Origin of the sequence: Bifidobacterium avesanii, assembly GCF_009299475.1 — a bacterium.
Taxonomy (GTDB): Bacteria; Actinomycetota; Actinomycetes; order Actinomycetales; family Bifidobacteriaceae; genus Bifidobacterium; species Bifidobacterium avesanii.
The window spans coordinates 187339-200013 of sequence record NZ_WBSN01000001.1; the positions used below are offsets into that span (position 1 = coordinate 187339).

Genomic DNA, 12675 nt, shown 5'->3' on the forward strand with positions numbered 1-12675 from the left:
CTCCTTAGGGTGTGTCAGGGGGGTGTCTCAGTCGTTCTTGAGGTCGGTCGGGGCCTGGGCGAGGACGTCGATGAACTGGTCCACGTCCGCTTCGGTCACGATCAGCGGCGGGGCGAAGCGCAGCGCGTCGGGGGCGACGGCGTTGACGATCAGACCGCGTTCGAGAGCCCAGTTCGCCAGCGCGTGCGAGCACGGGTGGGCGAGCTCGACGGCGTCGAGCAGGCCGGCGCCGCGCGTGGAGACGTACAGCGGGTTGCCGGTCTTCATGAGGCCCTCGCGCAGCTGGCGTCCGCGCTCCACGGCGTTGGCGAGGAGGTTCTCCTCGTCGATCGTCCTGAGCGTGGCCAGCGCTGCCGCGGCGCCGAGCGGGTTGCCGGCGAAGGTGGAGCCGTGCGAGCCGGGGGTGAACAGGCCGGAGAGCTTGGGTCCGAAGGCGATGAGGCCGCCCATCGGGAAGCCGCCGGCCACGCCCTTGGCGAAGGTGACGGCGTCCGGGACCACGCCGCCGGACAGGTCCTCGCGCTGGAACGCGAACCACTTGCCGGTGCGGCCGATGCCGGTCTGCACCTCGTCGATGATGAGCAGCGCGTTGTGCTTGCGGGTCAGCTCGCGCACCTGCCTGACGTAGTCGGCGCCGAGCGGGCGCACGCCGGCCTCGCCCTGGATGAGCTCCATGATCACCGCGGCGACCGGGCCCTTGCCGTATTCGCCCTGGCCGGTGGCGGCGAAGGCGTCGCGCATGGACTGGATGTCTCCGGCCTCCACGAATTCGATGGCGGGCACGAGCGGCTCGTACGGCTTGCGGATGGCGGGCTTCCACGTGGCGGACAGCGCGCCGAGCGTGCGGCCGTGGAAGCCGTGGGTGAGCGCGAGGATGCGCGCGGGCTTGCCGCCGATGTCCGGCAGGGCGCCGTGCAAGGTGCGGCCGTACAGCTTGGCGAGCTTCAGGGCCGCCTCGTTGCCCTCCGCGCCGGAGTTGCCGAAGTACACGTGCGAGCCCTCGGGGGCGCCGGCCAGCTCGATGAGCTTCGCGGCGAGCTCGATCTGCGGCTCGGTGGCGAAGTAGTTGCTGGTGTGCGCCACCTTGCCGGCCTGCTCGGCCACGGCGGCCACCCACTTGGGGTGCGCGTAGCCGAGCGCGTTGACGGCGATGCCGCCGAGGAAGTCGAGGTATTCGTTGCCGTCGACATCCCAGATGTGCGCGCCCTTGCCGTGGTCCATGACGCGCAGCGGGGTGCCGAACACGTTCATGTGGACGTCGCGGTACTCGCCGATCCACTTGCTGTCCTTGGGACCAAGCTGTTCAGTCGCCGTAATAGCCATAGGAGCTCCTCATTTCGATGCCGTCTTCGGGAATGACCATCGTGCCGATGCCGGCCGACGTAAAGATTTCGTTCAGGATGGAGTGCGGCTTGCGGCCGTCGATGATGTGCGCCTGGGGCACGCCGCCGTCGATGGCGCGCACGCAGGCCTCCATCTTGGGGCGCATGCCGGATTCGAGGTCGGGCAGCATGTCGCGCAGGTTCTCCACGCCGATGCGCCCGATGAGCGAGTTCTTGTCCGGCCAGTCGGCGTACAGGCCGTCCACGTCCGTGAGGATGACGAGCTTGCGCGCGCCCACGGCGGCGGCCAGCGCGGCCGCGGCGGAGTCGGCGTTCACGTTGAGCACCTCGGTGGCGTCGTCCTCGTTCGGGGCGACGGAGGAGACGACCGGGATGCGCCCGGCCGCGATGAGGTCCTCCACGGCGGAGGCGTCCACGCTCATCACGTCGCCCACCAGACCGATGTCCGTGGGCTTGCCGTCGATGACGGGCTTGCGCTGCATGGCGGAGAACAGGCCGCCGTCCTCGCCGGACAGGCCGACCGCGTAGGGGCCGTGGGTGTTGATGAGGCCCACGAGCTCGCGGGAGACCTTGCCGGTCAGCACCATGCGCACCACGTCCATGGCCTCCGGCGTGGTGACGCGCAGGCCGCCCTTGAACTCGGACTCGATGTGCAGGGCCTTGAGCATTTTGGAGATCTGCGGGCCGCCGCCGTGCACGACGATCGGCTTGATGCCCACCTGACGCAGGAAGACCATGTCCTCCGCGAAGCACTGCTTGAGGTGCTCGTCGACCATCGCGTTGCCGCCGTACTTGACGACGATGCGCTGGCCGGAGAACTCCTCAAGCCACGGAAGCGCCTCGATGAGCACCTCCGCCTTCTGGTCGGCGCGCAGGTCGGTGTGCACGTCGAAATGGAAACCGGGTCCCTTGACCTCTGCCAATTCGGTGTCCTTTCAGCTTTCGTAGTCCGCGTTGATGTGCACGTACTCGTGGGTGAGGTCGTCCGTCCAGACGGTGGCCTCGGCGTCGCCCGCGTTGAGGTCGATGTCGATGTGGACCTCGCGCGGCGTCATGTCCACCTCGGAGCGGTCGCGGCCCGCTCCCCCGTTCTCGCAGATGCGCACGCCGTTGACGTCCACGGTGACCTTGGACGAATCGTACGGGGCGACGTCCTCGGGCACGGTGCCCAACGAGCTCACGATGCGGCCCCAGTTCGGGTCGTTGCCGCTGATGGCGCACTTGAGCAGGTTGGAGGCGGCGACCGCGCGGCCGCACGCCAGGGCGGCCTCCTCGCTGGTGGCTCCGGTGACGGCGATGCGGATGTCGTGACTCGCGCCTTCGCCGTCGCCGATGATCTGGCGGGCGAGCGAAGCGCAGGCCTTGGCGACGAGCGCCTTGAACTCGGCCGGGTCGGCCTTGACGCCGGAGGCGCCGGAGGCGAGCAGCAGGACCGTGTCGTTGGTGGACATGCAGCCGTCCACGTCGATGCGGTTGAAGGAGGTCTCGGTGCCGTCCGCCAGCGAGGCCTTGGCCAGGTCGGCGTCGATGACGGCGTCGGTGGTGATGACGCACAGCATGGTGGCCAGCTGCGGGGCGATCATGCCGGAGCCCTTGACCATGCCGCCGATGCGGTAGCCGGAGCCTTCGAGCGTAACGGTCTTCGGCTTGGTGTCGGTGGTCATGATGGCGTGCGAGGCGTCCGCGCCGGCCTGCGCGTCCGCGGCGAGCGCGGCGTGGGCGGCCTTGGCGCCGGCGAGCACGTGGTCGAGCGGCAGCAGTTCGCCGATGAGTCCGGTGGAGCACACGGCGACGTTTTCGGCCGGGGCGCCCACGAGTTCGGCCACGGCCTGCGCGGTGGCCTCGGACTGGCGGTAGCCGGCCTCGCCGGTGCACGCGTTGGCGCCGCCGGAGTTGAGGATCACGGCCTTGATGTGGCCGTCGGCGACGGCTTTGCGGGACCACTGCACCGGCGCGGCGCAGAAGCGGTTCGAGGTGAACACGCCCGCGGCCACGTCCAGCGGCCCGTTGTTGACCACGAGGGCCAGATCCTTCTTGCCCTCGACGGCGGAAATGCCCGCGGCGACGCCCGCCGCGGAGAAACCCTGTGCAAATGTCACGCTCACGGCGCCACTCCAATCTTCGTCAGACCCTGATCCTCCGGAAGCCCCAGCGCGATGTTCAGCGACTGGACGGCTTGTCCGGCCGTGCCGCGGTTGAGGTTGTCGATCGCGGCGAAGGCGAGCAGACGGCCCGCGTGCCGGTCGGTCACCACCTGCAGGTGCGCCGCGTTGGAGCCGATGATGTTGCCGGTCGCGGGCAGCACGCCCTGCGGCAGCAGCGAAATGAAGTCCTGCCCCTCGTAGGCCTTGGCCCACACGGCGCGGATCTCCTCGTCCGTGAGCGCCGCGCCCTTGGCGGACAGCTTGGCGGACACGCAGGCGAGGATGCCGCGGGACATGGGGGCGAGCACCGGCGTGAAGCCGAGCGTGTAGTCGTCCGCGGCCGAAGCCTCCTTGCCGGCCGCGTGCGCGAAGTTCTGCAGGATCTCGGGGATGTGGCGGTGCGTGCCGCCCACGCCGTACGGCACCGCGGAGCCCAGCGCCTCGGCGGCGAGCAGGTTGGTGCGCTTGAGGTTCTTGCCGGCGCCGGAGTAGCCGACCACCAGATCGGCCACGATGTCCTTGGGCTCGACGAGGCCCTCGGCGATGGCGGGCTGCAGGGCCAACGTGGTGGCCGTCACGTTGCAGCCGGGGCCGGCGATGCGCTTGGTGCCGGGCAGGGCCGCGCGCTGGCGGGTGTACGCGCCGGAGGCGTCCTTGCCGGTGATGAGCTCGGGCATGCCGTAGGTCCAGTGCTCGTAGAAGTCGCCGCCGTAGAACTCGTCCCACGCGCCCTTCTCCTCGAGGCGGTGGTCGGCGCCGAGGTCCACCACGACCGCGTCCGGGTCGAGCTGCGCGGCGAGCTTGCCGGAGGCGCCGTGCGGCAGGGCGAGGATGATCACGTCATGGCCGTTGAGCACCTCGGGGGTGGTGTCCTCCACGGTCAGGTCCGCCAGCTGCGGGATGTGCGGCATGTGCTTGCCGAGCTTGTCCCCCACCGACGAGTGGCCGGCCACGCAGGTCACCTCGAATTCGGGATGCGCGGCCAGAATGCGCAGCGCCTCGCCTCCCGCATAGCCCGTGGCACCGGCCACGGCAACCGTGTATTTCGCCATATCACGTCCTTCGTCACGCGTTGTTACCCGCACGACTATACACTTCTATGCAGACTTATGCATAACTATGCATTACGGCGTTTCGCAGTGCGGACCATGCGGGTCATGCCCCGATCCCGGCCCACCACGGACGGATCATGCGCGAATCGCGCGCGGATCACATGTAGATGACCGACTGGGTGCCCGAGTCACCGGAGCCGGAGGGCTGGTAGCCGTACAGCTGCATCACCAGATCCTCGAGGCTCAGCCCGTGCGTGACGGCCCAGAGCAGCGCGAGCGAGGTGATGACGTTGATGACCACGGCCGCCACCGCCAGTCCGAAGCCCTTCATGCGGAAGGTTTTGGTACGCCACATGGCCAGTCCTCCCATCACGGCCGGCAGCACCGGCATGGAGGCGAAGAGGATGGCGAAGACGAACGAGAGGATCGCGTAGGCGTCCCAGCGCCCGTACAGCGGGTTCTGGCGGGGGTCGTTGAGGTTCACGCCATAGCGCTGGCTGGCCCGGTCCATGGGAGAGGCGGGCTGCTGCGCGCCGTACGGCTGTCCGTAGGGCTGCTGGCCGCCGTAGGGCTGGCCGTACTGCGGCTGCCCATATTGCGGCTGACCGTACTGGGGTTGGCCGTAGCCGGGTTGGCCGTACGCCCCGGGATTGCCGGCGTACGGGTTGCCGTTCGGGTACGGCTGGCCCTGCTGCTGCGGCTGGCCGTAAGGCGCCTGCTGGGGATTGGCCGCGGGCGCGGGCGACGGATCCGGGGCTCCGTACAGGTACGGGTTGTATGCGGGATAGTCGCCGCGCATGGCCCCGTATTCCGGCCTGCCCGCGCCGTTGGTCCCGTTCCCGTTGGTCGTCTGGTGCTCCGAATCGTTCATGGCGTCCTTAGATCCGATTGTGGTGAATGACTGCCTCCGACAGTAGCAAAGGGGCCGCCCACCCGTCTCGGAAAGACGGAGGGGCGACCCCGAAAACGTCACGCCGGCAATGCCGGATGCCGTCAGGCGCGCAGCTGGGCGCCGAGCGTGGCGGCCTTGTCCACGATGGCCTGGCGGATGGACTCGGTGTCCTCCGCGGTCAGCGTGCGGTCGGGCGCGCGGAACGTGACGGCGAACGCGAGCGACTTCTGGTGCTCGCCGAGCTGCTTGCCGGTGAACACGTCGAACAGCTCGATGGACTCGAGCACGTCGCCGGCGGCCTCGGCGATCACGGCCTCAAGCTGGGCGGCGGTCACGTCGTCGGAGACGGTGAAGGCCAGATCCTGCTTGACGGGCGGGAACGTGGAGACCGGCTTGGCCTGGAACGGCTTGTCGTCCAGCGAGGCGAGCAGCGTGGTCAGGTCGAGTTCGAAGGCCGCGGTGTGCGCCGGGAAGCCGAGCGCTTCGTTGACGTGCGGGTGCAGCTCGCCGACCTCGCCGATGCGCGTGCCGTCGGGCAGGGCCACGAAGGCCATGCGGCCCGGGTGCCACTGGGCGGGCGCGTCCTCGGCCTTGGGCTGGTCGAGCGTGAGCTTGGCGCCCAGACGGTCGGAGATGCGGTTGACGACCTCCACGGCGTCGGACCAGTCGATCGGGCGCTTCTCCTTGAGCCAGCCGGAGTCGATGGCGTTGCCGGTGAGGATGCCGGCCACCTGGTCGGGCTGCACGGGCAGGCCGGCGTCGAGCGCGGCGAGGTCCTCGTCGGACGGGCGGACGCCGCCGGGCAGGGCCGGGATGGCGGGCGCGTTCGGGTCGAGCTGGTACACGTGGCCGATCTCGTACAGGCGCACGTCCTCGAGGCCGCGGCGCAGGTTGCGCTGCACGGTCTGGGCGAGGGTGAGCAGCAGGGAGCGGCGCAGGAACTTGCGGTCGCCGTACAGGGAGTTGACGAGCTCCACGCTCACCTGCTTGGTGGCCTCCGGGTCGTAGCCGAACGCCTTGTAGTCCTCGTCGCCCACGAACGGGTAGCTCAGGGTCTCCACGAGGCCGTACTCGGCCAGCGTGTTCGCGACCCAGCGGCGGCGGGCCTGCGCGGGGGTGAGGCCGCCGTCGGCCATGGCGGCCGCGGCGGGCACGCGCACGGGGATCTGGTCGTAGCCGACGAGTCGGGCGACCTCCTCGACCAGATCGCAAGGCTCGCCGAGGTCCGGGCGCCACGAGGGCGGGGTGACGAGGAATTCGCCGTTGCCGCCGCCGCCGAGCTTGCAGCCGATGTCGCTGAGCACGTCGCTGATGGTGTTGAGGCCCAGATCGAGGCCGGACAGGCGCTTGACCTCGCTGGCCTTGAAGTGGATGGACTTCGCGCGCGGCGCGTTGTTGAGGTCGGTCGGGTGCTCGCTGGCCTCGCCGTTGCCGTAGCGGGTGAGCAGCTCGGCGGCCATCTGGGCGGCGGCGGGCTGCAGCTGCGGGTCGACGCCGCGCTCGAAGCGGCGGGACGCCTCGGACGGGGTCTTGTGGCGGCGGGCCGAGCGGGCGATGGACACCTGGTCGAAGTGCGCGGCCTCGAGCAGGATGTTCTTGGTCTCCGCGGTCACTTCGCCGTACAGGCCGCCCATCACGCCGGCGAGGCCGATGATGCGCGAGGCGCGCTGGCCGTTCGGCGAATCGGTGATGAGCAGGTCCTCGGGGCTGAGCACATGCTCCTTGCCGTCGAGCGTGGTGAGCTTCTCGCCCTCGTTCGCGCGGCGCACCACGATCGGGCCCTCGAGCTTGTCGAGGTCGTAGGCGTGCATGGGCTGGCCGAGGTCGAGCATCACGTAGTTGGTCACGTCCACCGCGAGGGAGATGGAGCGCATGCCGGCGCGGGTGAGGCGGCGGCGCATCCAGTTCGGGGTGGGCGAGCTCGGGTCGAACCCGCGGATGATGCGCGCGTAGTAGCGGTCGCAGCCGGTCACGCCGTGGATCGGGTTGTTGTCCTCGACGGCGACCTCCACGTCGGACTTGGCGGCGGGGTCGGCCGCGTCGGCGGACAGGTCCGGCACGTGCTTGTTGAGCTCGACCACCGGATCCGTGTAGGCGGCGCCGGTGGAGTGGTGGAACTCGCGGGCCACGCCGCGGTAGGAGAACGCGTAGCCGCGGTCCGGGGTGATGTTGATCTCGAGGATCGGCTGGTCCATGTGCAGCAGGCTCATCGCGTCGTCGCCGGGCTTCAGGGCCTCGTACTGCTCCGGCGTGAAGCCGTAGTCGCGCAGCAGGATGATGCCGTCGTGGCTGTCGCCCAGACCCAGCTCGCGCTCGGAGGCGCACATGCCGTCGGAGATGTGGCCGTACGTCTTGCGCGGCTCGATGCGGAAGTCGCCAGGCAGGACGGCGCCGGGCAGCGTGACGACGACCTTCTCGCCGGCCGCCATGTTCGGCGCGCCGCACACGATGCCGCGCGGCACCTTGTTGCCGTTCTCGTCGGTCGCGTTGTACTGCTCGCCCACGTCCACATGGGTCCAGCTGATGGTCTTACCGTTCTTCTGCGGCTCCTTGACGCAGTCGACCACGTAGCCCACCACGATCGGGCCGGTGACGGTGGAGCGGTGGATCTCCTCCTCCTCGAGGCCGACCCTCACGAGGTCCTTGGCGAGCTGGTCGTAGGTCAGGCCCTCGGGAACCTCGACGTGTTCCTTGAGCCAGTCGATGTCTACCATAGGCATGTCGAAATCACTCCCCCATCACAAACTGTTCGCTGAAGCGCACGTCGCCCTCCACGAGGTCGTGCATGTCGTTGATGTCGTGGCGCAGCAGCAGGGTGCGCTCGATGCCCACGCCGAACGCGAAGCCGGAGTAGACCTTCGGGTCGATGCCCGCGGACTTGAGCACGTTCGGGTTGACCATGCCGCAGCCGCCCCACTCGATCCAGCCGGGGCCGCCCTTCTTGTCCGGGAACCACAGGTCCATCTCGGCACTGGGCTCGGTGAACGGGAAGTAGCTCGGGCGCAGGCGGGTCTTGGCGCCCTCGCCGAACATGGCGACGGCGAGCTTGTCCAGCACGCCCTTCAGGTCCGCCATGGTGAGGTTCTTGTCCACCGCGAGGGCCTCGCACTGGTGGAACACCGGGGAGTGCGTGGCGTCGAGCTCGTCGGTGCGGAACACGCGGCCGGTGCACGCCAGGTACAGCGGCACGCCGTGCTTGATCAGGGAGCGCACCTGGTCGGAGGACGTCTGGGTGCGCATGACCATGTTGGAGCCGACGAAGCCGGCGGCGTCGCGGGCCTTGTCGCCCTTGACGTAGAAGGTGTCCTGCATCTGGCGGGCCGGGTGGTCCGGGCCGAAGTTCAGGGCGTCGAAGTTGTACCACTCGGTCTCCACCTCGGGGCCGTCCGCGATGATCCAGCCCATCGACGTGAAGAAGTCCTGCACGTCCTCCATGAGCTTGGCCAGCGGGTGGCGGGCGCCGAGCGGGCGACGGTCCACGGGCAGGGTCATGTCCACGGTCTCCGCGGCAAGGGCGGCCTTCTCCTCGGCGGCCTTGACCTCGGTCTCGCGCGCGGCGAAGGCGCGGCCGAAGTCGGCGCGCAACTTGCCCATGAGCTTGCCCGCGTCCTTCTTCTGGTCGGCGGGCAGCGAGCCGATGGCCTTGCTCGCCAGCGTCATCGCCGAATCGGCGCCCGCGTACTGCGCCCTCAGGGACTTCAATTCCTCCGTGCTGGAGGCCTGTTGGATCTTCTCGATGCCCTCCGTGACCTGCGCGGTCACCTCGTCGGCATCGAAACGCAACGTTTCTGCCACGAGAATCCTTTCGTGTTTTACCGTCAAACCGCCCAAATTGTCCCAGCATGACTCGACATGGCCAGGCTCATGAGCATCACGGCGGCGCTGGTGCCGAGGTTGAGCGATTCGGCCTTGCCGTAGATCGGGATGGACACGATGCGCTCGCAGCGTTCCAGCTCCGCCGGCTCGAGACCGCGGGCCTCGTTGCCGAACAGCACCGCCTTGGGGGCGCGCTCGTCCTTGCCGCCCTTGCCTTGGCCGTCCTTGCCGAGATTCGCCAGCACGTCCGGCAGCGCCTCGGGTTCGCGCCCGGGCACGCCGTACACGTCCGCGGCCCACACGGGCATCTTCCGGGCGGCGGCGAAGGCGAAGAACTCATCGGTGCCCATGGTGAGCACCGGAATGTGGAACAGGGAGCCGGCCGTGGAGCGGATGGTCTTCGGGTTGAGGCGGTCCACGCAGTCGTCCACGAGGATCACGGCGGCGCATCCGGCGGCGTCGGCGGCGCGGATCACCGTGCCCGCGTTGCCCGGGTCGCGCACCTGCCAGAACGCGGCGACGAGCGCTCCCGGCCCGATCTCAAGGCTCTCCGGGCTCACGTCCATGGCGGCCGCGTTGCCCACGGCCACGATGCCCTGCGCGTCCTTGCTGATGCGCGCCATCACCTCGGCGGTCACATGGTGCACGTAGATCGTGGAATCCTGCGATTCCTCCTCGATGCCGCGCACGGCCGGCGACGCATCCTCCTGCACGTAGAGGTCCTGCACCACGTCCGGCCGCCAGCGCACGGCCTCGCGCACGGACTGCGGCCCCTCGATGAGGAAGCGTCCCACGCGTTCGCGCGTCTTGTGCGAGGCCAGACCCGCCACGCGCTTGACGCGGTCTGATTTCGGATTGTCGATGACTCTGCTGTTGATGGGCATGCGCCCCAGTGTACCGTGCCGGCGTACCGCGTACCGGTGCCATGCGCCGGACGAGCCGGCTCAGGCGCCGCCGCCCATGAAGGAGAAGGTGCCGGCGAATCCGGCGGCCACGAGCGCGACGGTCGGGATGACGAGGCACACCACCAGGAACGCGCGGTCACGCGGGCGCACGACGCTCACACGGGCGTGACTGCGCGGACCGTCGCCGCCGAAGCCGCGGGCCTCCATGGCGGTGGCGAGCGTGGTGGATCGGCGCACGGACAGCACGAGCAGCGCGAACGCCTGAGGGCCGAACGCCTTGAACTTGTTCTCGTCGCCGAGCCCGCGCGAACGGCGGGATGCGGTAAGCGCGGCCCAGTCGTCCTGCAGCACGGAGAAGAGGCGCAGGCCGGCGAGCCCGCCGTACACGAAGCGGTCGGGCAGGTGCAGGATCTGGCTGAACGCGTCGGCGAGGTCGGTCGCGTCGATGCCGAGCACGGTGATGATGGCCGGGATGCCGATGGCGAGGATTCGGATGGCGGTGGCTATGGCGAGTTCGGCGGAGCGGTCGGTGACGTGGATGAGGCCCCACTGCCACCATGTGCTGCCGCCCGCCTTGCCGTAGAGCAGCACTGCCAACGCGCTGGTGGGCGCGCCCACCCAGATGGGCCATGTGGATTTGACGACCCGCCACGGGCTGAACCCGATGGCGAGCAGCGCGACGAATTCGATGCCGAGCGCCACGGTGGCGGACACCCAGTCGAGCGTGAACAGCAGCGGGATGGACAGCAGGAACGCGCTGATGAGGCGGTACACGGGGTTGATGGAGGCGAGCAGCGGCGACCGGCTCGACTGCCTGACCGGCTCGGTGCGCGCGTTGACCTCGCTCACGCGCACCACGTCGGAGTCCCACTCCCCCTCGGCGCGGTCGGGCACGAGCTCCACGAGCCGGGCGCCCAGTGCGGTGACGAGCTCGCGGTCATGCGTGACGACGATGATGCTCACGCCGTCCGCCCGCAGCGTGTTGATGAGCGTGACGATCTGCATCCATGTGCGGCGGTCCTGCCCGAAGGTGGGCTCGTCGAGGATCAGCACGCGGGGCGCGGCGGCCAGCGCGGACGCGACGGTTAGGCGCCGCTTCTCCCCGCCGGAAAGCGTGTACGGGTTGGCGTTCGCGTACTGGCTCAGCGAGAAGCGCTTGAGCAGTTCGCGGGCGCGCGACTCCGCCTCCTCGTGGCTCATGCCGCAGCGCAACGGGGCGACCATGACCTCCTCGAGCACGCTGCCCTTGGCGAACTGGTGCTCGGGGTTCTGGAACACGTAGGAGATGCGCGACGCGAGTTCGGTGGACTTCCATGCGAACGGGGAGTCGCCCTCGGCGCCCTCGGCCAAAGCGGGCGCGGCGACGACCGCTCCGCCGACCGGATTGAGCAGGCCGGCGAGCGTCAGGGAAAGGGTGGATTTGCCGGCGCCGTTCGCGCCGACGAGCGCGGTGATCTGCCCGGCGGCGAAGTCGAGGTTGATGTGCTGCGCAATGGCGGTGCCGTTGCGCCCGATGGCGAGGTCGCGGCAGCTCAGCAGCGTCTCCCCGGTGCCGACGGCCGGGTCGGTGTCCGGCTCGCCGGGCGTGTGGATGCGGCGGATTTCGTCCTCGGGGCGGCGGTAGCGCTCCGGCACCCAGATGCCGAGCGCGGCGAAGTCGATGCTCGGGTCACGGAAGATCTCGTCCGGCGTGCCGTCCGCCACGACGACGGTGCGGCGGAATCCGGTGCGGTCGATGTCGCCCTCGCTGCCGGTGCCCTCCACGCGGGCGGCGGCTTGGTCGGCGCTTTCGAGGCCGAGCACCACCACGCGGTCGATGAGGTCGATCCACGGGCCGGCGCGGTGCTCCACGAGCACCATGGTCGAATGATGGGAGTCGAGGACGCGTTTGACGGCGCCGACGATCTGCGTGACGCCGTCGGGGTCGAGGTTGGCGGTGGGCTCGTCGAGCAGGAGCACGCCGGGGCGCATGGCGAGCGCGCCGGCCAGGGCGATGCGCTGCTGCTGGCCGCCGGAGACGTGCATGATGGACCGGTGCAGTTCCACGCCGTCGAGTCCCACGGCGTCGAGGGACTCGTGCACGCGCCGCCAGATTTCCTCACGCGGCACGCCCAGATTCTCCGGGCCGAACGCCACGTTGTCGCCGAGCCGCTGGAAGACCGCCTGCGCGTCCGGATCCTGCAATACAAGTCCCACGCGGCCGCGGGCCCGGCGCACGGGCACGCCGTCCACGAGGATGCGCCCCTCGGTCACGCCGCCGTCGGAGTCCTCGGCGCCGGTGCCCACGCCGTTGCCGTCCACGCCGTCGGCGTCTTCCGCGCCGAGCAGGCCGGCCGCGCCCTCGAGGATGGTGGACTTGCCGATGCCGGAGGCGCCGAGCAGCAGCACGCGCTGTCCCGGCTTGATCGCGAGGTTCAGGCCGCGCACGGCGAAATGGCGGCGCGAGGCGTGCCGGTAGCCCCAACCCTCGAACGTCAGCGACGCGTTGTCTTCCATGTCTGGCCTTTCTTCCCCTCGGGCTCC

General features: G+C 69.7%; 9 protein-coding genes. All 9 read right to left on the reverse strand.

Annotated elements, in window-relative coordinates; genetic code table 11:
• Positions 1–27: 27 nt before the first annotated feature.
• On the reverse strand, positions 28–1323 hold the full coding sequence (locus DSM100685_RS00905) for an acetylornithine transaminase (protein ID WP_152349485.1): 1296 nt from the start codon (positions 1321–1323) through the stop codon (positions 28–30).
• On the reverse strand, positions 1304–2230 hold the full coding sequence (argB, locus tag DSM100685_RS00910) for an acetylglutamate kinase (protein WP_476727154.1): 927 nt from the start codon (positions 2228–2230) through the stop codon (positions 1304–1306). The genes DSM100685_RS00905 and argB overlap by 20 nt, the downstream gene beginning before the upstream one ends.
• A 48-nt stretch (positions 2231–2278) precedes the next feature.
• Positions 2279–3448, reverse strand: coding sequence for a bifunctional glutamate N-acetyltransferase/amino-acid acetyltransferase ArgJ (gene argJ, locus DSM100685_RS00915; RefSeq protein WP_152349487.1), 1170 nt, complete (start codon positions 3446–3448; stop codon positions 2279–2281).
• Positions 3445–4539 carry an N-acetyl-gamma-glutamyl-phosphate reductase gene (gene argC, locus DSM100685_RS00920; RefSeq protein ID WP_152349488.1) on the reverse strand — a complete coding sequence of 365 codons (1095 nt, stop codon included), beginning with the start codon at positions 4537–4539 and terminating at the stop codon, positions 3445–3447. Before argC ends, argJ begins: the two co-directional genes overlap by 4 nt.
• Positions 4540–4696: 157 nt before the next feature.
• On the reverse strand, positions 4697–5410 hold the full coding sequence (locus DSM100685_RS00925; protein WP_152349489.1) for a DUF4190 domain-containing protein: 714 nt from the start codon (positions 5408–5410) through the stop codon (positions 4697–4699).
• Between the two features lie 122 nt (positions 5411–5532).
• Positions 5533–8151, reverse strand: a complete 2619-nt coding sequence (gene pheT / locus DSM100685_RS00930) for a phenylalanine--tRNA ligase subunit beta (protein WP_152349490.1) — start codon at positions 8149–8151, stop codon at positions 5533–5535.
• Between the two features lie 7 nt (positions 8152–8158).
• Positions 8159–9226: a phenylalanine--tRNA ligase subunit alpha gene (pheS, locus tag DSM100685_RS00935; protein ID WP_152349491.1), complete on the reverse strand. Its 1068-nt coding sequence runs from the start codon at positions 9224–9226 to the stop codon at positions 8159–8161.
• Between the two features lie 23 nt (positions 9227–9249).
• A complete protein-coding gene (locus tag DSM100685_RS00940; protein WP_152349492.1) occupies positions 9250–10131 on the reverse strand; it encodes a TrmH family RNA methyltransferase in 882 nt (293 codons plus the stop codon).
• A 60-nt stretch (positions 10132–10191) separates the two neighbouring features.
• Positions 10192–12648, reverse strand: coding sequence for an ATP-binding cassette domain-containing protein (locus DSM100685_RS00945; RefSeq protein ID WP_152349493.1), 2457 nt, complete (start codon positions 12646–12648; stop codon positions 10192–10194).
• Positions 12649–12675 lie beyond the last annotated feature (27 nt).